The sequence below is a fragment of the Mesobacterium pallidum genome, from assembly GCF_019966535.1.
Taxonomy (GTDB): domain Bacteria; phylum Pseudomonadota; class Alphaproteobacteria; order Rhodobacterales; family Rhodobacteraceae; genus Mesobacterium; species Mesobacterium pallidum.
Map to the genome: position 1 here is coordinate 79,299 of NZ_JAIMID010000012.1, position 19,371 is coordinate 98,669.

The window sequence follows — 19,371 nt, forward strand, 5'->3', positions numbered from 1 at the left end:
GCGCAAACTGCGGACCGATCAGCCCCGTAGCGCCGAGATGCCCAGGGCCCCCTGTGCCAGAAGCAGCGCCTGAAGCTGGTTGGTGCCTTCAGCGATCGTGAGATGTCGCACATCGCGATAATAGCGCTCGACGGGGAAATCACGGGTGTATCCGGCCCCGCCGTGCACTTGCAGGGCAGTCTCGCAAACCCGCAGAGCCGTATCGGAGTTGTGACGCTTGGCCATGGAACAGGCCCGGCCGCGATCCGGTGCCCCGCGATCCAGCGCGTCAGCGGCCCGGCACGCCAGCAACCGCGAGGTTTCCACGCCAGTCAACATATCTGCGATCATCTGCTGGACCAGTTGAAACCCGCCGATCTTGCGTCCGAACTGTTCTCGCGCGCCCGCATATCGCAGCGCCGCCTCATAGGCGGCAATTGACAGGCCCAGGCAGGTGAAAGAAACGAAACAGCGCCCCACGTTCAGATAATGCTTGGCGATGGCGAACGCCTCGCCCTCGGCGCCGATCAGGTGGTCTGCGGGCAGCAATACGTCCTCAAACAGCAGCTCGCCTAGCGGGCATGAATTCATGCCCATGCTGCGGACCTCTCGGGTTGAAAACCCTGCTGTTCCCGCCTCGACCACGAAGGCCGATACCTCCGCGCGTTCGCCGTCGCCCGACCGCGCGAAAACCACCCCGAGATCGGCCCCGGTCCCGTTGGAGATATACAGTTTGCGTCCGTTCAGCCGCCAGCCATCACCGTCGCGCCGGGCCCGTGTTTCCACGTTGCTGGCGTCCGAGCCGACGTTCGGCTCGGTCAGCGCAAAAAAGGCTGTCTTGCGACCCGAAACCAGATCGCCCAGCCACCTTGCCTGTTGCTCCGGCGTTCCATGCTGCGCGACGATCATCAGGACAAGGTTCGACGTGCTGACGATGCTGCGCAGCGACGGCCATACCTGAGACAGCTCGCACAGCAGCGCGCAATATGTCAGATAATCAAGCCCGGCACCGCCTTGCGCCTCTGGCAAAAGACCGCCCAGCAGGCCGAACTCGCCCATCTTCTGCAACACTTCGGGCGGCGGCGGACGGTGGGCATCCTCGTGCGCCTCGACCAGGGGCGCCACCTCGGCGTCAAGGTATTTGCGGAAGCTGCGCCGCGCCGTTTCCTGCCAGTCGTCCAGCTCAAACTGCATCGGTCCTCACTCCAGCTTTTCGGCTTGGTCCAGAATTTCGGCCTGATGCTCGCCCACTGCCGGGACGTGGCCCGCCGGATCACTCATCCCAGCCATCGGCACCGGGAAGGCCATCACCTGGGCCGCGCCGGCTGAGCGCACCATCCCGCGCGCCTTGAGCTGCGGGTCCCGGGCCAGATCCTCCAGCCCGTTGACCGGGGCGAAGGGAACATCCTCGGCCTCGAAGATCTCCGCCCAATGCGCATAGGGACGCGCGGCGATCAGCGGGGTCAGGGCGGCGCGGATATCATCCGTGCGGTCGGTGCGTGCGGCGAAGTCGTCAAGCGCAGGATCGTCGAAGCCCGTCATCCCGGTGGCACGGATCAGGCGGCGGAAGAAATGCGTCTCGATCGCGCCGATGGTGATGTATTTACCGTCGGCGGTCGCGAAGATACCATAGGCGGCGCGGCGCAGGATATCGGCCTTTGTGATCTCGCGCCCGGCCTGGCGTCCGGCGTCCCACACACCGTAGCGCGGGGCGACCCAGCTGGCCAGCGCGTCGGTGATCGCCACGTCCAGATACTGGCCCCGCCCCGTGGCGTCGCGTCCGTGCAACGCAGCAAGAATGGTGATGATGGCATACATGGCTGCCGAGAGATCCCCGATCGGCACGCCCGTCGTGTATTCAGGCGGTCCGTCGGGCGCGCCCGAGATCGCCACCGCGCCCGCCATCGCCGCGTAGTTCAGATCATGCCCCGGCCAGTCGCGCGCCGGCCCGGTCTGACCATAGCCGCTGACCGAACAGTAGACGAGGCCGGGATTGAGCGCCGAAAGCGTCTCATAGTCGATGCCCAGCCGCGCGGTCACGCCCGGGCGATAACCCTCGATCACGACGTCCGCCCGTTTGGCCAGCCGCAGGAAAGCCGCGCGGTCTGTGTCATCCTTTAGGTTCAGGGCGATGCTTTTCTTGCCGCGGTTCACGGCGGCAAAGAGGCCGGGGAACATGGCGCGCGCGGCGTCGCCCGCAGGACGTTCGACCTTGATGACCTCGGCCCCCATCTCGGCCAGTTGCTGCGTTGCATAGGGCCCAGGCAGAAGCTCGGTCAGATCGAGAACGCGAAGCCCCGAAAGCGGTGCAGTGCCGGTCATTTTTGCTCTCCTGTGCTGTCTGCGCGGTCCGGGTCGGCAATCCCGGCGCATTCCGCCGAGTCGTCCTGTTCCAGGATCATGTCCCAGATCTTCTGACCCTGCGGATTTTCGAGCTCTTCCATCAGATGCGCCAGAAGCCCGGCGGATCGGCCAATCAGGGCGAAGGCCCGCGCCCAGATCGGGGCAAGCCCCATGTCCGAAACGGTGGCCCCGACCGCGCCGGCGGCGTTGATGGGCAGCAGACGTCCATATTCCTCGCGGGCGGCGGCCTCGACGGCCGCCATGAAGCGCCAGTGCCGCCCGTCGAACCCATTCTCGCCGGCGATCCGGCGCAGGACCGGCGTGCGGGGGTCGCCGTCGACATGGATCGGATGACCGAGGCCTGGCACGATCCGGCGCGCCGCGCGAAAGGCGCGCACGGCCTCTTGCGCGCGGGCGGCATAGGCTGCGTCGTCGTCGCTGTCGGACAGCTCGCCGATCTCGTCGCGGGTAAAGGCCGCGGCGTTCTGCATGGTGCCGAGAAAATGGTTCCCCGCGCCCAGCAAGCCCGCGGCCACCGCACCCTGAAGCGATTCCGGCGCGCCGAGAATGGTCATCCGCGCGGCGATGGCGCTGGGGGTAAGGCCGTGATCGGTGGCGGTGACGATGATCGCGTTGGTCATCGCGCGGGTGCGGGCATCCGGCTCTTTCCCCGTGGCGGTGAAATAGATCATGTCGACGAAATCCATATTGCCCAGGATCTCATCGGCCAGATCGCGCCCGCGCACATAGATGCGGTCGCGGGTGGTGAAACCGATGTCCGTCTTTACCGTCATTGCCTTGCCTTTCCTTCTATCTCGGTCGGAGCGCGCAGGATCACCGCGTCAAGCACCGTCGCACCCGCCGGACCGGCGCGCACCGGATTGAGATCCATCTCCGCGATGTCGCCGCGCGCACCCAGGGCGGCCAGGATCACGAGAAGATCGGCCAGCGCGCCCAGATCGGCGCCGGGGCGGCCGCGCAGCGGACCCAGCAGTGCGCGTCCGCGGATCTCGTCGATCATCGCCAGCGCCTCGTCCCGCCCAAAGGGCGCGGCGCGGTGCGTGACGTCAGAAAGCGCCTCGACCATCACGCCGCCGAGGCCGAAGCTCACCACCGGGCCGAACACCGGATCGCGGTGCAGTCCCGCCATCACCTCGACGCCCGGCCCCTGTTCCATGCGCTCAACCAGAGCGCGCTCCAGCCTGTGCCCCTGTGCTGAAAGCGATGTCATCATCGCGCCCCAGGCCGCCGCCAGCGCCTGCTCATCCATCAGCCCGACGGCCACGGCCCCGGCTTCGGTCTTGTGCAGAAGACCGGGCACCAGCGCCTTGAGCACCACCGGAAAGCCGATCCCGCGCGCCGCCTCGCCTGCCTGTCTGGCACTGGTCACGACCCGTCCTTCGGGCACGGTCAGACCCAGGTCGGCCAGCACCGCCTTGGCGGCAGCCTCGTCAAGCTCGCCGGGCGGAAATGCGGGTAGAGCAAGCGTGGAGGTCCCCGAGGGGCTCCAGTCGCCGCGCCAGATCAGCCGCTTCAACGCCGTCACTGCCTTGCCGAGGCTGCGAAAAGGCGCCAGCCCTGCCGCGTTCAGCGTGGCATAGCCAGCGGCGCGATGCCCGCTCATCCAGACCGGCAGGAGCAGAGCCGGGCTGTCCGGCGCCAGCGCGACCATGTCGTCGGCGGACCGGTCGGTGATCGGGCCGTAGTCGGCGGGAATCGGCAGAAGCACAACATCGGTGGCCGGGTCCCGCGCCACCAGCGACAGGCAATCGCGGTTGAGCTTGTCTTGGGTGAAGACCTGGGTGGTCAGGTCCACCGGGTTATCGACCGCCGCATAAGACGGGGCCAGCGCACGCAACCCCGCGCGGGTGCCGGGGGCCAGTTCGGACAGGATCAGCCCGGCGCTGCCCACCATATCGGCGGCCAGCGCCGCTGTGCCACCCGAGAAGGAATAGACGCAGATCCCCCGCCGCGGGGCGATGCCGACGCGCTCGAACAGCGCCACCGTATCGATCAATTCGTCCAGATCCTCCACCTCGACGATGCCATGCTGGCGAAACAGTGCCGAGGTGACCGCCGCCGATCCGGCAAGCGCGGCGGTGTGCGAACGGGTGGCAGCAACGCCATAGTCCGACTTGCCCACCTTCATCGCCACCACCGGCTTGCCGGCGCGAGCAGCGGCGCGGGCAGCTGCCAGAAAGCGCGGCCCGTCGCGGAAGCCTTCGGCGAGAAGGGCGATTACCTTTATGTCGGGATCGCCCACCATGTGGTACACGACATCGGCCATGGTCAGGTCGGCTTCGTTGCCGGTAGAGCACCACAGGCCAACGCCGATACCCCGTTCGCTTGCCTGGATGAAGGCGCGGCCAAGTCCGCCGCCCTGGGTGACAAGCCCAATGCCGCCGCCCAGCGTGTCGTTCTTGAATACCGGTGAAAAGGTCAGCCCAAGGCGGCGGTTGATGTTGCTCAGCCCTGGCGAGTTCGGCCCGTAGATGCGCATCCCGCTTTGCCGGGCGATTTCAGCCATCTCGGCTTCGACGGCACGGCCCTCATCCCCGGTTTCGCCAAAGCCAGAGGTGAAGACCACCGCAAACCCCGTTCCTGCTGCCGCGCAATCGCGCAAGGCGCCCACCACCGCATCGGCTGGAAGGCACACCACCGCCACATCGACGGGGCCAGGCAAGGCCGACATTGCAGAATAGGCGCGCAAACCATGCACCCTTTCACGCCCGGGGTTGACCGGAAAGATCTGCCCATCGAAGTCGGAATGCTCGGCAAGGTTCAGCAAGGTGTCGCTGCCCACGCTACGGGGCCTTTCACTGGCGCCCAGGATCGCCACGCTGCGTGGCGACAAGAGCCGCGAAAGATCGGGAAAGTCGCGGGCGACCACCGGCTCAGCCACCTTGCGGCGCCCGCCGGACGAGCAGTTTCCAGACCCCTTCCACCACGGTTTCGCCACGCTGGTTGATGACCTCGCGCCGGAACGACAGGATGCCGCGTTCGGGTTTCGAAGTCTCGCGCTTCTCGGCTACGGTAACGCGCACGCCAATCGTGTCGCCGATGAAGGTGGGGTTGGGAAAGCTGCACTGCATGTCGAGCAACCCCAGAAGCGAGGGTTCCAGGAACGTGTTCATCAGCATCCGCGTGGTCAGCCCGGACATCACCGACACCACCAGAAGCCCGTGCGCGATACGCTGGCCAAAGGCCGAATCGGCGGCATATTCGGCATCGACGTGCAGCCGGTTGAAGTCGCCTGACAGGCAGGCGAAATTAGCCACGTCGGCCTCGGTGATGGTACGGGTGGGGCTATCGAACTGGTCGCCTTCGTTCAGGTCCTCCCAGTAGAGTTGCTGGCCCTTGAGGGCCGAAAGATCGGGCCGTGTCATTGGGTTTCCTCCTCTGGCAGCGCTAGCACTGCCTCTTTCAGTTCAGCCTTGAGAACGCGGCCGGTCAGGTTGCGCGGCACCGCCGTCATAAAGACCACGCGCCGCGGGCGCTTGTATCGGTCAAGCCGGGTTTCGGCATGGGCGATCACATCGGCCGCTGTCAGCTGCGCGCCCGGCGCGGGCACGATCACTGCGCAGATCGCCTCGGTCCAGTGCGGATCGGGCAGGCCGATGCAATGCGCCTCGGCAATCGCCGGGTGGCCGGCCAGCGCCTCCTCGATCTCGGGGGCGTAGACATTGATGCCGCCGCTCTTGATGATGTCGCGCTTGCGACCCGTGAACCAGAGCAGCCCTTCGTCGTCGATCCGGCCCAGATCGCCCACGGTCAGATAGTCGCCGCGCCGGGTTTCAGCGGTCAGCGCCTCATCCTTGTAATACCCGTCGTAGCGGCTTTCGCTGCGGGTGCAGATCTCGCCGACCTCGCCCTGCGGCACCTCGTTTCCATCGTCGTCCAGCAGTTTGAGTTCCACCCCGAAGAAGGGGCGGCCGACGCAGTTGCCCGCAAGGTTGCGGCGCAGATCCCGAGCGGTCAGGTTGGCATAGGGTCCTGCTTCGCTGGAGGCGGCATAGATCATCAGCGCATCGCCGAACTTGTCGAGCGCGGCACGCTTGAGGTCGAGATACATCTCGCCGCCGCCAGATTGCAAAGTCCCCAGCGACGACAGATCGGCGCTCGCGAACCCCTCGGCCTCGACCATCCGCTGGAGCATGGCGGGCAGCAGCATGGTGGCGGTCAGCCGCTCGTCTTCGATCAGCCGTAGCGCGGCGGCCCCGTCGAAGCGGCGCATCAGATAGACGCTGGCACCCAGATAAAGCGGCAGCAGCGTATAGGTGCAGCCGGCCGACAGGCAGATCGGCAGCGCCGACAGCGCCCGGTCGTCGGGGCGGAAACGCTGCTCGATGGCGCGTTCCTCCATGCCGAAGAGACTGCGCAGCGCGCCCTTGGGCTTGCCGGTGGTCCCCGACGTGTGCAGCATGATCGTGGTGCCGTCCTGCCCTTGCGGCGGATCGGGCGGTGTGTCTGCCAGAAGGTCCGACAGGCGCGGCAGTCCTTGCGGGGCCCCGTCGCCGATGGTGACGATGTCGTCCACCACGGTCCGGAACAGATCGGCATGATCCAGCGCCGCATCGCCCAGCAGCAGGGTTTTGCTGTCCGAGCGGGCAACCACATCGGCCATGACTTCGGGCGCGATGCGATAGTTGATCGGTGCGGGAATTGCGCCTAGCCCCGTCACCGCCACATAGGCGGCAAGGAAATCGGGATGATTTTCCGAGATCACCGCCACCTTGTCGCCCGGTCCGATGCCGCGCCGCGCCAGCACCGTCATCATCCGTTCCACCCGGTCAAGGAAATCCGTATAGGTCTGGCTCCTCCCCTCGAACACCACCGAGGGTTTCGTGGGGAACCGCCGCGCGTTCAACCTCAGGGCCTGGAGAAAGGTCATCGGCATGGCCGCCTCCTCAGGTGAAGGCCGAGATCCCGAGAACCTCGCGCCCTATGATCAATGTCTGGATTTCCGATGTGCCTTCGGGGATCAGCCCGCCGCGCGTGTCGCGGAACAACCGTTCGACGGGGTAGTCGGTCGAATAGCCCAGCCCGCCGTGCGCCTGCAGCGCCATCGAGGCCACCTCATGCGCCGCCTCGCTGGCATAGAGCTTGGCAATCGAGCATTCCTTGCGCCCAGGCAGACCCGCGTCCAGCGCTTGGGCGGCACGGTCAGTCAACGCGCGCGCCGCTTCGGTGCGGATGGTCATGTCGACGATCAGCTTCTGCACCAGCTGATAGCTTCCGATCACGTTGCCGAACTGCTTGCGCGTCTTGACGTAATCGGTGGACAGGTCCAACGACCGCTGCGCCGCGCCCACCGCGCCCGCCGCCACGTTGAGCCGGCCATAATTCAACCCCGTAAGGATCGCCTTGAGGCCCTTTCCCGCAGGACCCAACAGGTTTTCCTTTGGCACCTTTGCGTCTTGAAAGGCCAGCTGCGATGTCGCGGTGGCCTTGATGAACATCGTGCCCACCCGCGAAGCTTCGAAATCGGTCTCCTCGAGGTCCACGATGAACAGACTCAGATCGCCATCACAGCCTTCCGTGAATGTCCGTGCCACCAGGATTCCGACCCGGCCGTTGACGCCGTTCGTCGTCCACAGCTTGCCGCCATTGATCAGCCAGTGGTCGCCCTTGTCCTCGGCGCGGGTCTGCACCGAGGCAACATCAGAGCCGTGGTCGGGTTCGGTGATCCCCACCCAGACCGGCATCTGGCCAGCCATGACGGGTTTCAGCCACTTTTCCTTCTGGCGCGCATCGCCCAGGTGGTGGAACAGTGCGATCACGATGTTCACGGTGTTGAGCAGAACCCGGAGTGAAAGCCAGCGGTATCCTGCTTCCTCCATCATCATCGCCCAGGTGCGATAGCTGAGGCCGTAGCCACCGGCCTCTTCCGAGAGAAGCCCGCCAAGATAGCCGAACTGGCGTAGCTCGCCCATTATCGCCCAGGGCAGATCGCCCGTCGCCTCGCATTGCGAGATGCGCTCTTCGGTCAGCTCGCGCGCCATGAAGCCCCGGATGCTGTCTCGCAGCATCCGCGTCTCTTGATCCTCGACACAGGCGGAGGCCGGGACATGTTTAGCCATATCGCCCCCCGGTGATGTGAAGCGTCTCGCCCGAGATGTATTCCGCCGCATCCGAGGCGAGGAACACCACGCCGTTGGCGATGTCGCGTTCGTTGCCAAGGCGCTGCACGGTATTCATTGCCAGAGCGCGCGACTTTATCCGGTCGTAGTTTGGAAGCGCCTCGATCATCTCGGTGGCGATGAACCCCGGCGCGATGGCATTTACGGTGACATTGAAGCGCCCCTGTTCCATCCCCAGCGCCCGGGTGAAGCCGATGATGCCGGCCTTGGCGGCGGCATAGTTGGTCTGTCCCGGATTGCCGAGATAGGCGCGAGAGGAGATGTTGATCACCCGGCCCCACTTCTGTTCCATGAAGTACGGCACCACGGCGCGCGAGCAGGTATAGGCACCCTTCAGGATCACGCCCACAACAGCGTCCCAGTCCTGTTCGGGCATCTTGGTGATGTAGTTGTCGCGCGGAAATCCGGCATTGTTGACCAGGATGTGGACGGCGCCAAATGCTTCGATCGTGCGCGAGACGAGGGCTTCGACCTGTGCCTCGTTCGTGACATCGCAGACCACGCCGATCGCGTCGTATCCGTCGGCCTCAAGAGCGGCGCGGGTGGCTTCTGTGGTTTCGGGGTCGATATCGGTGATCACCACCTTCGCCCCCTCTTCGGCCAGCGCGCGGGCGGTCACTGCGCCGATCCCGCGACCCGATCCGGTGACGATAGCCACCTTGTCCTTTAGTCCCAGTTCCAAGTTACGCTCCTTCAGGTTGTCAGTATTCGCCCGAGAACACGGTTACGATCTCGGGAAAGAATGCGATCAGGGCCAAGACCGCGAACTCGGCCAGCACGAAAGGCAGCACCCCGACAAAGACCCGTTTAAGAGGTACGCCGGTGATCGAGCTGGCGACGAAAACGTTCATTCCGATTGGGGGGGTAATCAGCCCGATTTCGACCGTTTTGGTCACCAGGATGCCGAACCAGATCGGCGAATAGCCAAGCTCCATGACCATTGGAAAGACGATCGGCATGGTCAGGATCAGGATCGCCAGCTGATCCATCACGCAGCCCAGCAGGATGTAGATCAGGATCAGGATTAAAATCACCACGCCCGGCCCGATCTCAAGCCCTTGCACGTACGAAACCAGCGCCTGCGGTGCCATGGTCAGGGTGACAAAATAGCCGAAAATGTGCGCCCCGATAATAATGGTGAAGATCATTGCAGTCGGGCGCGTTGTACGTTCGAGCGCCCCCATGAATTCGCGCCAGCCCATACGTCTGAGCAACACGGCGGCAATCATGATCGCGCCAAAGCAGCCGACCGCGGCGGCTTCGGTCACGGTGACAGCGCCAGAATAAATCCCGGCCACGACAAAGACGAACAGCAGAACCACCGGCCAGATGTCGCGCAGTGACGCGAAGCGCTCACGCCACCCATGGCTTTGCACTGGTGGCGCCAGATCGCGGTTCAGCGTCGCCCAGACCATCGTGATCCCGGCAAAGCTGAGCGCGGTAATGAGACCCGGCAGAATGCCGGCAATGAACAGCCCGCCGATCGAGGTTTCGGTGATGATACCGTAAACCATCAGCACAACCGAAGGCGGGATCATGATCGACAACGTCCCGGCGGCCGCAACCGTGCCTACGATCATGCCGCGGTCATAGCCATATTTCTCAGCCTCGGGCGCGACGGTGCGCGCCATCGTGGCCGTCGCCGCGGTGGACGAGCCCGAAACCGCCCCGAAGCCTGCGCTGGTAAAGACCGTGGCCACGGCCAGTCCGCCGGGCAAATGGCCCACCCACCTGTTGGCGGCGCGGAACATGTCCGACGAAATCCGACTGGCCGACAGGATCTCGGCCATCAAGATGAACAAGGGAATGGCGGTCAACAGCCAAGAGGCGGTGTTGCGATACGGGGCCACCGACAGGATGCCGAGCGCCAGATTGAGCCCGCCGATCAGATACAGGCCGACGGTGCCGGCGATGCCCATCGCGAAGCCTATCGGCATCCCGACGACGAGAAGCCCCGCCAGCAATAGCGACACAGGTGCAAGAAATTCCATACTCAGCCAATCCGATCCGAAGCGCCGCGAAGGTGCTGAACGTCACCCGCCGCATTTACGAGAAGGCGCAGAACGATCAGCACGCAGCCAATCGGCGCAATCACAAGCGTGGTGACGAGAGGCGCGTCGATGTCGCCGGATGTGCGATATCCGAAGTCCCACGCCTTAAGCGCCTCGCGCGAGGCACCGTAACAGATCAGCGCAAAAAACGCGGCCGCTGCCAATCGCAAGACGACATTGAAACCGGCCCGCAGCCCTTCGGGCAGAGCATCAAACACTATCCCCACTCGCACGTGGCCATCATACATTTCCAGATAGCTCAGGCTTCCGAACACGATGATGGGCATCAGATATAGCTCTGTAGCGCCAATGACCCCTTCGATCGGGTCATTCAGGATATAGCGCGTAAAGACCTGTATGAGGATCAGCACCAGCATGACCATCATCGCAGCGCGCGACAGCCAGTTCATCCCGGTATCCACCCGGTCCATCGCTCGGCCCAGAGGACCGTGCAATCCAACTCTCGGCGACGGCACGGCGTCCTCTCGGGGATCAAGATCGTGACGGGACACGGTTGCGCGCCTTACTGCGTCTGGTGCTTTTCGATGTTCGCACGAAACATCTCCAGCACTTCGCCCGCAGGCAGTCCGCGCTCTTGCAGACCAGAGACCCAGGCATCGAACACCGGCGCTGTGGCCGATTTGACCTTTTCGCGCTGCGCTTCATCCAGAACGATGACCTCGATACCGCTGTCCCGCATCTTGTCCTCAAGCTCGGCGGCCGATCGGTCGGTTTCTTCGGCAACTCGCTGCATCGCCTCCTGCGACGCCTGTTGAATGGCCTGTTGATGCTCTGGCGACAGATCCTGCCAGACCTCCTCGCGGATCGCGTAGGGCGCCCAATACACAAAAACATCCAGACCCAGAACGGCGGTATCGATTACCTCGTCCAGCTTGTAGGAATAGATGCTGGTGGTGGGAAAGATCGTGCCGTCGACGGTGCCGGTGCGGATGGCCTGATAGGTTTCCGGGCTGGGAATATCAACCGGCGCGCCCCCTAGGGCCTTGACCGACTCCGCCATGTTCCCGGCAATGGTTTTCAGTTTCAGCCCTTTGATGTCATCAATGCCGCTAACATCCTGGTCGCGGGTGAACAGGTTGTAGGTCGAGGTCATTACACCCCAGACTGGGCGCATCCCGTTGGCCAGGAAGTCGTTTTGCAGGATCGGATCCGACGTCACCGTTTCAAAAAAAGCGGGCGTCCCGACAACGCTCTGCGAGAAAAGGCCAGGAAGCGTGTGCACGCCCGCCAGCGGCATCGTGCCCCCGTTATAGGCCGGCGGAACATAGCCGATGTCCACCACGCCTGTCTGCACCATCGAGAACATATCGCGCAGCGAACCCAACTGACCGGCACCGAAATACTGAAACTTGACCTCGCCATCGGTCAGCTCGGTTACGCGGTCCATCCAGTAGGTGGTGCCGGTCTCGACGATGTAGTGGCCGGGCGGAAAGGTATCTGCAACCTTGAGTGTCACTTCGGCCGCCGCAATTTGCGGCATCGTTCCGACCGCGATCACCAGCGCCGCCCCTGCGGCAAACCGATCGAGTTTTGTGTTTCTTGTCATGGCAGTCTTCCTCCCTGTGGCGTTGTCGATCAGCGCACCATGGTGCGGTGAACCGGTCAATGTTTATGGGTGGCCGGGAGCGCAACTGTCGCGAGATCACACATATATGCGAATACGCGAACTGAATCCGCGGCGACGCAACAGAGAAGATCGAACGCCAATCGTGGGTGGGAATCTCCAGCGCTTTCACGGCCGAAAGAAAGGATTCCGTGGCCTGCCGATCAACAGTAAGCGGCGGCTGCGCCCCACGTTGTAGATGAGCTCCGGCACTGCGAGGTGATATCCATCTCATGATGGGGAGTGTGTTTCGCAATGTGCGCGACAAATTCGTTTCTCAGATCTCTGGGCGTCGAGATCTACGGGTCAGGTCATCGGCGCTGGCCGGACGACGTGAAGGCTCGCGCTGTGGCAGAGACTTTGGAGCCGGGAGCGACCGTGAATGCGATTGCCGAGCGATATGACATCCGCCCAAACCAGCTCTCGGCTTGGCGGCGTCTGGCAAAGCAGGGCCAGCTGGTTCTTCCTCCGGCGGAACTCGGAGAGCCGGTCTTCGCGCCTCTGGTCATTTGCGATCCGACTGAGACGCCCGAGCTTTCCGACGCGAAGCCCCAGCAGGTGATCCGGATCGTCAAGGGAACAACCCGGATCGAGCTGTCTTCTGACACGTCGGCAGGTCAGATCGCCGCGATCGTGCGCACTCTGGAAGCGCCTGCATGCTGATGCCGTCTCAAGGGGTCCGCATCCTGGTGGCGACGAAGCCGGTAGACTTCCGCAAGGGGCATGATGGACTGGCAGCCTTGGTGCAGTCGACCTTGACCGAAGATCCGTTCACCGGGACGGTCTTTATCTTTCGGGCGAAGCGCGCAGACCGGATGAAGATCCTGTTCTGGGACGGCAGCGGTCTCGTCATGGCCTACAAACGGCTGGAGGAGAGCACCTTCACCTGGCCCGCGATCCGGGATGGTGCGATGACCCTGAATCGCGCCCAGTTCGAGGCGCTGTTCGCCGGGCTGGACTGGCGGCGGGTGCGGTCTCTGGAGACGCGCGCCCCCGCTGTGGCAGAGTGACTCAGGGCGGGGAAAGCCGGCCTGACAAACGCAGGAGCGGGATATGATGCCGCCATGTCCAGCGCCCTATCCCTCGACCTGTCGGCCATTCCGGAAGACCAGCGTGACGCTGTTCTGGCCGTCCTGCGCGAGCGTGATGCACTCAGGGAAGCCAACAAGCGCCTCGAGCACCTCGTCGCCGAACTGAACCAGGTCGTGCATGGCAAAAGGTCCGAGAAACTGAGTGAGGACGAGCGGCAGCTGGCCTTCGAAGATCTGGAAACTGCCGTCGTCGAGGCAGAGGCCCAGCAGGATGAAGACGCCACGGCCTCGTCCGGTCCGCGGCGATCCAAGGTCGCCCGCCGCAATCGGGGCAATCTGCCTGAGAGCCTCCCCCGGATCGAGCAGATGATCGAGCCGGCCAGCCTGGAGTGTCCCTGCGGCTGCGGCACGATGCACCGGATCGGCGAGGACCGCAGCGAGCGGCTGGACATCGTGCCGGCCCAGCTCCGCGTCATCGTGACGGTTCGACCCAAGTATGCCTGCCGTGCCTACGCCGAAGGGGTCACCCAGGCGCCAGCCCCTGCCTTCCTGATCGAGGGCGGGCTGCCGACCGAGGGCGCCATTGCGTATGTGCTCGTCGCCAAGTTCGCCGACCATTTGCCTCTCTATCGCCAGAGCCAGATCCTCGCGCGTTCCGGGATCGACCTTCGGCGCAGCACGCCCGCCGATTGGGTCGGCACCGCGGCCTTCCACCTTGCCCCGGTGGTCGACCGGCTCGCCGAGCACCTGAAGGGCTCGGGCAAACTCTTCATGGACGAAACGACGGCGCCGGTTCTGGAGCCCGGGCGAGGCAGGACGAAGACTGGCTTCCTCTGGGCGCTGGCCCGAGATGATCGGGGCTGGGGCGGCGATGACCCGCCCGGCGTGGTCTTCACTTACCGCCCGAGCCGCGCCGGCGTGAACGCGGAGCAGATCCTGCAGGGCTTCGACGGCATCCTGCAGCTGGACGGCTATCCCGGCTACGATCGGCTGACGCGCCCCTCGCGCAAGGGCGGCGCGCCGATCACGGTTGCGCACTGCTGGGCACATGCCCGCCGGAAGCTGAAGGAAGTCTTCGACCGTGATGGATCGGAGATCGCCGCCGAGGGGCTGCGCCGGATCGCCGAGTTCTACCGGATCGAAACCGAGATCCGCGGCATGGGACCGGGACAGCGCCTGTCGGCGAGACAGACACGCACCGCGCCGCTGGTGGCCCAGTTCGGCGAATGGTTGCAGAGCCAGCGCCGCCGGATCTCCGCCAAGTCCCGCCTCGGAGAGAAACTCGCCTATATCCACCGGCAGTGGGACGGGCTACAGACCTTCCTGCAGGACGGACGCGTCGAGATCGACTCCAATGCCGTGGAGAATCTCATCAGGCCGATCGCCCTGACGCGGAAGAACGCACTCTTCGCCGGCCACGACGAAGGTGGTCGGACCTGGGGCCGCATCGCCTCGCTCATCGCCACAGCAAAGATCAACGAAATCGTACCCTTTGTCTATCTCAAGGCGACGCTCGAGGCGATCGCGGCAGGGCATCCCGCGAACCGGATCGACGAGTTGCTACCCTGGAACTTCAAGCCGTCGAGCTGAACTCCGGTGGGGCGTAGACGCCGCTTACGATCAACACGATGATGGTCGGCCTCTTTCGCGGCGCCTCTCTTCAAGCCGGTATTCTTGGGGCGGGCCGAAACCGTGGTCGCACTGCTCTGGGCAGCGCATCCTACACCGCCCGGCCTTCGGGGATGCCGGTGCTAACGACGCCCCGCCGGTCAGGCTCAACCTTGAGCCTGACGCGAAGAGGCTATTTCCGCCGCCTGAAAACGGACCCTGACATTGGCAAGTGGCGCGTTTCGTCCGCGCCCCCCAAGTCCCGTCTTCGTCAAGCCGGGCCATTTTTTACGGCGCTGGCTGATCCAGGCGGTCAGGCGGTCAGGGACTGTTGACCCATCTTCTTCAGATTTCGAACGATTTCTTCGTGCATGATCCCTACGATCTCTTTTTCGGATCTCAAGATAACATCAGTTGGAGCGCCAACCCCGACAGCGAAAAGCCGCGAGTTCAGATGGTTAGGAAACGGCATGGAAATCAAGCCGCTCCCTTGAACCACCTGATCGGTTGAGAGGTAATAGCCCTTGGCACGGGTTTCTGCCAACGAGGCCACGAAAGCTTTCACATCCACTGCCGGTTTGTCGGGCGCGCGATAGGCGTTGATCCTGCGGAACAGACTGCGCACTTCGTCGTCACTGAAACGACTCATCAGAACGCGCCCGACACCTGAGTTACCCAGCGGACGACGTGTCCCGAGCGATATGTGGTGGATCGGCGAATCTTTCGGGCGGACAACTTGCACGTACTCGGCTTCGTCCCCATTCTTGGTTGCCAGAACCACCACATGCCGTGTGCGTTCCGAAATTGCCTTGAGCAGCCGGTGGATGGTGCCTTCGCCGAACAGATCTGGATTCATCCACGACCCTAAAAGCGGAACGCGCTCGGTGGGAAAATAACTCTTCTTTCGGGCATCGTGGGTCAGAAATCCAAGCTTCACCAAGCTTTTGAGCAGCGCCGAGGTACTTGACTGCGGGTACCCCAGTTCCTTGGACACTTCCACGACCGAAAGCGGTCGCTGAACTTCATCGAAATACACCAAAGTCTGACAGGTGCGCGCCACCGATTTCACAATTTGATCGCCGCCTGTTCTTGCTGAAGTCTGATGCGCGGTTTCCATGATCTCCTCCCTTCGTGTGCAGTTATATGCACAGCGTTCCATACGGAAGGATGGCCGCGCTTGTAAATTCTGTCAACTGTTAGAAAACTGCCGGGGGCACGCCGCAAGCGGCTTGGGGATCAGGAAAGATTTCGGGTTCGGTTGTCAGTGGCCTCCTCGATTGGCGGGTATGATCACACCGTCAGCGGCGACGGCTCCCTGCCCGCTTGCTCCGACGATCAATGGATTGACATCAATGGTCTCAAGCGCGGCCCCGTGATGGGCGGCAAAAGCAGACAGTCGGGCAAGGGCGCCGGCGAGGGCGTCGATGTCGCGTTCGGGCGCGCCCCGGAATGCGTCCAGCAGTTTGCGGCTGCGGATTTCGTCAATCATACGGCGCGCTTCGACAGGTCCGAATGGTGCGACGCGGAAAGACACGTCTTCGAGGGCCTCGACAAACACCCCGCCCAGACCGAACATGACCACCGGGCCGAAAGCCGGGTCCTGGGTCACGCCGAGTATAGCCTCCAGTCCAGGTGCTGCCTGTTCCGCCACGACCAGCCCGTCGATCCGCGCACCGGGCATCTTCTCGGACGCCAATTCCAAGATTCGTGCCCCGGCAGAGCGGACATCTTCGGCCGAACGCAGATCAAGCGCGACGCCCCCGATGTCGGATTTGTGCAAGATGTCGGGCGAGGCAATCTTCAGCACGACCGGGAATCCCATTTCTTGCGCTGCCTGAGCTGCCGCTTCGGGGGTGGTGGCCAGGGTTTCGCGCACGATCCCGATTCCGGCCTCTGCAAGCAGGGCCTTGGCCTCGATCTCGTTCACAATTCCGTCCGGCAACGGCGACAGGTTGGAGAGTTCGGGTATCGGGTCCTTTTCGCCTGCCCGCGCGAAGGAACGGGCAAAATAGCGCAATGCGGCCATCGCCCGGACTGCACGGGTCGGTTCCTCGAACACGATGAACCCCGACTTTTCGTACGCGGCGCGCCCCTCTGGCTCTGTCAGCGAACAGAACAGCATTGGCCGATCGGGATATTTCTCGCGAATGCGCTCCAGTCCGCGCCGAATGGCTTCGTTCAGGTCGGCGACAAGTCCGACCGTCGACATGAAGATGATGGCCCCATCGATCTCGCCGTCACCAAACAACACATCCATGTTGGTTTCCAGAAGATCGATCTGGTTGACCAGCTGCGCCGTCACATCGACCGGGTTTCGGACACCGGCAAATGGCAGCACCTCTTTCAGCTTTTTCTGTGCATGATCGGGAAGCGCAGGCACGTCCAGTTTCAGCTTTTCGGCTTCGTCGGCCATCAGCACCCCGACCCCGCCCGAGACTGTCACAAGGCCCAGCCGGTCGCCCTGCATCATCGACGCGGATTCGGCACAGGCATAAGTCACATCGAACATTTCATCGACCGATTGCGCCCGGTAAACGCCGTACTGCCGGAACGCCGCGTCATAAACCGCGTCTGCCCCAGCCAATGAGGCGGTATGCGACTGCGCGGCCTCTGCTCCGACCGCGCTGCGCCCGACCTTCATCATGACCACCGGCTTTCCCCGGGCCCGCGCCAGCTCAAGTGCCTCGACCAGCCTGTCGCGATCGGTTGCCCCTTCGAGATATCCCATGATGACGCGGGTATCGTCATCCTGCGCGCAATAGGCCACGGCATCGGCAAAATCGACATCGCAGGAATTGCCCGTCGTCGCCCAGATATTGACCCCAAGTCCGCGCATTCGAACGAGCGTCATGCAATACGAGCCGAACGCGCCGCTTTGACTGACGATCGACACGCCGCCGGGTTTTGGCAGGTGTTTTTCGACCCCGGGCGTGAATGTCGCATAGAGGTTGTGGCGCACATTCGCGATGCCAAGGCAGTTCGGCCCCACAAGCCGCATGCCGCCCTCGCGCGCGATGTCGACCATGCGCGCCTGAAGGGCGGCCCCGTCGGCATCGACCTCCGAGAACCCCGAACTGAAGATCACCGCCCCCCGCACACCTTGGGCCGCGCACTGTTCGACCGCCTGAACGGCCAGCGGCGCGGGCAGCGCGATCACGGCCAGGTCCGGTGTCGTGGGTGCCTCCGAGATCGACGGATACGCCGTCAGGCCCTGCACCTCTGGCGATTTCGGGTTGATAGGCAGGATCGGGCCGTCGAAACCGTGCCGCTTGAGAAAATCCACCGGCCTTCCGCCGATGCGCTTGGGATCGCTTGAGGCGCCAATCACCGCTACCGAGCGAGGGTTGAAAATGGCATCCATTCCATGAATTCGCATGGGACTTCCTTTGATGTTCGTAACTAGTAGGATTTTGGCAGGCCGAGGGCATGTTCCGCGATAAACGAAAGCACCAGCTGCGGGGTGACCGGCGCGATGCGGAACAGGATGGCCTCGCGAACAAGACGCTCGACATGGTATTCCTTGGCGTATCCGAACCCCCCGAAGGTCAGCTGCGCGGTCTGTGTCGCCTTCACCGCCGCTTCGGCGGCCAGATATTTTCCTGCGTTGGCTTCATTTCCGCAGGGCTTGCCCGCGTCGTAGAGCGCGCCGGCGTGCATCGCCATCAGGTTGGCCGCCTCCAGTTCCGCCCAGCTGGCGGCCAGGGGGTGCTGTACACCCTGATTCTGACCGATTGGTCTGCCAAAAACGACGCGCTCATTGGCGTAATCCGCGGCGCGCCGAAGCGCATTCCGCCCGATTCCGACTGCTTCAGCGGCAATTAGAACCCGTTCGGGGTTCAGCCCGTGCAGGATCTGACGAAAGCCCTGGCCTTCTTCGCCGATCAGATCCCCGGCGGGGATCGGAAGCCCGTCGATGAACAGTTCGTTCGAGTCGACACATTTGCGGCCCATCTTTTCGATCTCGCGCACGGTGACGAAAGATCGGTCCAGATCGGTGTAAAAAAGGCTTAATCCTTCTGTCGGTTTCTTGACGTCCTCAAGCGGGGTCGTGCGCGCCAGCAACAGGATCTTGTCGGCCTCCTGGGCGGTTGAAATCCAGACCTTCTGGCCGTGCACCACATATCGGTCACCCTGTCGCACGGCGCGTGTTTTCAGTTTGGTGGTGTCCAGACCGGTTGTCGGCTCGGTCACCCCGAAACACGCACGTTCATCGCCTGCCACCAAAGGCGGAAGGTATTTCTTTTTCTGGTCATCGGTGCCGAATTTCACGACTGGGTTCAGACCGAAGATATTCATGTGAATCGCCGATGCGGCGCTGTTGCCGCCGCCGGATTCCGCAATGGCCTGCATCATGATCGCGGCATCGACGATGCCAAGACCGGCACCTCCGTACTCTTCGGGGATTGCAATCCCCAGCCAGCCATCGCGGGCCAGCTTTTGATGCAGCTCTCGCGGGAAACCGCCTACGCGATCGCGTGTCAGCCAGAATTCGTCGTCGAATTCTTCGCAGATCCGCAGGATCGCATCGCGGATTCCCTGCTGTTCGGATGTCATCTGATAGGTCATGATTTTCTCCTCACGTCTTGCAGACCCGG

Annotated in this window: 17 protein-coding genes; 3 read left to right on the forward strand and 14 right to left on the reverse strand. The window is 63.5% G+C overall.

All coding sequences use genetic code 11. The features are described from left to right. Positions 1 to 18: 18 nt before the first annotated feature. From MF270_RS17385 to MF270_RS17435, 11 genes are all read right to left on the reverse strand, one after another. On the reverse strand, positions 19 to 1,173 hold the full coding sequence (locus tag MF270_RS17385; RefSeq protein ID WP_027264374.1) for an acyl-CoA dehydrogenase family protein: 1,155 nt from the start codon (positions 1,171 to 1,173) through the stop codon (positions 19 to 21). A 6-nt stretch (positions 1,174 to 1,179) separates the two neighbouring features. After that, complete coding sequence (locus MF270_RS17390; protein WP_027264373.1) at positions 1,180 to 2,301, reverse strand: CaiB/BaiF CoA transferase family protein; 1,122 nt, start codon at positions 2,299 to 2,301, stop codon at positions 1,180 to 1,182. Next, positions 2,298 to 3,116 carry a citryl-CoA lyase gene (locus tag MF270_RS17395; RefSeq protein WP_238367124.1) on the reverse strand — a complete coding sequence of 273 codons (819 nt, stop codon included), beginning with the start codon at positions 3,114 to 3,116 and terminating at the stop codon, positions 2,298 to 2,300. Before MF270_RS17395 ends, MF270_RS17390 begins: the two co-directional genes overlap by 4 nt. Next, positions 3,113 to 5,224, reverse strand: coding sequence for an acetate--CoA ligase family protein (locus MF270_RS17400; protein ID WP_198952314.1), 2,112 nt, complete (start codon positions 5,222 to 5,224; stop codon positions 3,113 to 3,115). Before MF270_RS17400 ends, MF270_RS17395 begins: the two co-directional genes overlap by 4 nt. Continuing rightward, the gene (locus MF270_RS17405) at positions 5,217 to 5,708 is read right to left on the reverse strand and encodes a MaoC family dehydratase (RefSeq protein WP_027264371.1); all 492 of its coding nucleotides are present in this window, start codon (positions 5,706 to 5,708) and stop codon (positions 5,217 to 5,219) included. Before MF270_RS17405 ends, MF270_RS17400 begins: the two co-directional genes overlap by 8 nt. Further along, a complete protein-coding gene (locus MF270_RS17410) occupies positions 5,705 to 7,219 on the reverse strand; it encodes a class I adenylate-forming enzyme family protein (protein WP_027264370.1) in 1,515 nt (504 codons plus the stop codon). Before MF270_RS17410 ends, MF270_RS17405 begins: the two co-directional genes overlap by 4 nt. Positions 7,220 to 7,229: 10 nt before the next feature. Then, positions 7,230 to 8,402, reverse strand: a complete 1,173-nt coding sequence (locus MF270_RS17415; protein ID WP_048534161.1) for an acyl-CoA dehydrogenase family protein — start codon at positions 8,400 to 8,402, stop codon at positions 7,230 to 7,232. Further along, positions 8,395 to 9,144: an SDR family NAD(P)-dependent oxidoreductase gene (locus MF270_RS17420; RefSeq protein ID WP_027264368.1), complete on the reverse strand. Its 750-nt coding sequence runs from the start codon at positions 9,142 to 9,144 to the stop codon at positions 8,395 to 8,397. The genes MF270_RS17415 and MF270_RS17420 overlap by 8 nt, the downstream gene beginning before the upstream one ends. A 19-nt stretch (positions 9,145 to 9,163) precedes the next feature. Beyond that, a complete protein-coding gene (locus MF270_RS17425) occupies positions 9,164 to 10,453 on the reverse strand; it encodes a TRAP transporter large permease (protein WP_027264367.1) in 1,290 nt (429 codons plus the stop codon). 2 nt (positions 10,454 to 10,455) lie between these two features. Next, on the reverse strand, positions 10,456 to 10,923 hold the full coding sequence (locus MF270_RS17430) for a TRAP transporter small permease (RefSeq protein WP_157815108.1): 468 nt from the start codon (positions 10,921 to 10,923) through the stop codon (positions 10,456 to 10,458). Between the two features lie 113 nt (positions 10,924 to 11,036). Beyond that, positions 11,037 to 12,080 (reverse strand): TRAP transporter substrate-binding protein, encoded by a 1,044-nt coding sequence (locus tag MF270_RS17435; protein WP_027264365.1) that lies wholly within the window; start codon positions 12,078 to 12,080, stop codon positions 11,037 to 11,039. A 312-nt stretch (positions 12,081 to 12,392) separates the two neighbouring features. Here MF270_RS17435 and tnpA point away from each other — a divergent pair, with 312 nt between their 5' ends. Genes tnpA through tnpC form a run of 3 tightly spaced genes read left to right on the forward strand, consistent with a single transcriptional unit; the run spans position 12,393 to position 14,758 of the window. Next, a complete protein-coding gene (tnpA, locus tag MF270_RS17440; protein ID WP_027264364.1) occupies positions 12,393 to 12,800 on the forward strand; it encodes an IS66-like element accessory protein TnpA in 408 nt (135 codons plus the stop codon). Next, on the forward strand, positions 12,794 to 13,147 hold the full coding sequence (gene tnpB / locus MF270_RS17445) for an IS66 family insertion sequence element accessory protein TnpB (protein WP_027264363.1): 354 nt from the start codon (positions 12,794 to 12,796) through the stop codon (positions 13,145 to 13,147). The genes tnpA and tnpB overlap by 7 nt, the downstream gene beginning before the upstream one ends. A gap of 54 nt (positions 13,148 to 13,201) precedes the next feature. Continuing rightward, positions 13,202 to 14,758 (forward strand): IS66 family transposase, encoded by a 1,557-nt coding sequence (gene tnpC / locus MF270_RS17450; RefSeq protein ID WP_027264362.1) that lies wholly within the window; start codon positions 13,202 to 13,204, stop codon positions 14,756 to 14,758. 331 nt (positions 14,759 to 15,089) lie between these two features. On the opposite strand, the gene MF270_RS17455 is transcribed toward tnpC, so the two are convergent. The 3 genes from MF270_RS17455 to MF270_RS17465 form a co-directional block, all read right to left on the reverse strand. After that, positions 15,090 to 15,893: an IclR family transcriptional regulator gene (locus MF270_RS17455; RefSeq protein ID WP_027264361.1), complete on the reverse strand. Its 804-nt coding sequence runs from the start codon at positions 15,891 to 15,893 to the stop codon at positions 15,090 to 15,092. A gap of 144 nt (positions 15,894 to 16,037) precedes the next feature. Further along, positions 16,038 to 18,137, reverse strand: a complete 2,100-nt coding sequence (locus MF270_RS17460; RefSeq protein ID WP_036051580.1) for an acetate--CoA ligase family protein — start codon at positions 18,135 to 18,137, stop codon at positions 16,038 to 16,040. A 38-nt stretch (positions 18,138 to 18,175) separates the two neighbouring features. Next, on the reverse strand, positions 18,176 to 19,342 hold the full coding sequence (locus MF270_RS17465) for an acyl-CoA dehydrogenase family protein (protein ID WP_027264359.1): 1,167 nt from the start codon (positions 19,340 to 19,342) through the stop codon (positions 18,176 to 18,178). Positions 19,343 to 19,371: the final 29 nt, after the last annotated feature.

What these genes read in the sequence shown, in the direction of transcription:
- MF270_RS17385 (WP_027264374.1), bottom strand. Translation starts at nt 1,173, where the DNA reads ATGCAGTTTGAGCTGGACGACTGGCAGGAAACGGCGCGGCGCAGCTTC.
- MF270_RS17390 (WP_027264373.1), bottom strand. Translation starts at nt 2,301, where the DNA reads ATGACCGGCACTGCACCGCTTTCGGGGCTTCGCGTTCTCGATCTGACC.
- MF270_RS17395 (WP_238367124.1), bottom strand. Translation starts at nt 3,116, where the DNA reads ATGACGGTAAAGACGGACATCGGTTTCACCACCCGCGACCGCATCTAT.
- MF270_RS17405 (WP_027264371.1), bottom strand. Translation starts at nt 5,708, where the DNA reads ATGACACGGCCCGATCTTTCGGCCCTCAAGGGCCAGCAACTCTACTGG.
- MF270_RS17410 (WP_027264370.1), bottom strand. Translation starts at nt 7,219, where the DNA reads ATGCCGATGACCTTTCTCCAGGCCCTGAGGTTGAACGCGCGGCGGTTC.
- MF270_RS17415 (WP_048534161.1), bottom strand. Translation starts at nt 8,402, where the DNA reads ATGGCTAAACATGTCCCGGCCTCCGCCTGTGTCGAGGATCAAGAGACG.
- MF270_RS17425 (WP_027264367.1), bottom strand. Translation starts at nt 10,453, where the DNA reads ATGGAATTTCTTGCACCTGTGTCGCTATTGCTGGCGGGGCTTCTCGTC.
- MF270_RS17430 (WP_157815108.1), bottom strand. Translation starts at nt 10,923, where the DNA reads ATGAACTGGCTGTCGCGCGCTGCGATGATGGTCATGCTGGTGCTGATC.
- MF270_RS17435 (WP_027264365.1), bottom strand. Translation starts at nt 12,080, where the DNA reads ATGACAAGAAACACAAAACTCGATCGGTTTGCCGCAGGGGCGGCGCTG.
- tnpA (WP_027264364.1), top strand. Translation starts at nt 12,393, where the DNA reads ATGTGCGCGACAAATTCGTTTCTCAGATCTCTGGGCGTCGAGATCTAC.
- tnpB (WP_027264363.1), top strand. Translation starts at nt 12,794, where the DNA reads ATGCTGATGCCGTCTCAAGGGGTCCGCATCCTGGTGGCGACGAAGCCG.
- tnpC (WP_027264362.1), top strand. Translation starts at nt 13,202, where the DNA reads ATGTCCAGCGCCCTATCCCTCGACCTGTCGGCCATTCCGGAAGACCAG.
- MF270_RS17455 (WP_027264361.1), bottom strand. Translation starts at nt 15,893, where the DNA reads ATGGAAACCGCGCATCAGACTTCAGCAAGAACAGGCGGCGATCAAATT.
- MF270_RS17460 (WP_036051580.1), bottom strand. Translation starts at nt 18,137, where the DNA reads ATGGATGCCATTTTCAACCCTCGCTCGGTAGCGGTGATTGGCGCCTCA.
- MF270_RS17465 (WP_027264359.1), bottom strand. Translation starts at nt 19,342, where the DNA reads ATGACCTATCAGATGACATCCGAACAGCAGGGAATCCGCGATGCGATC.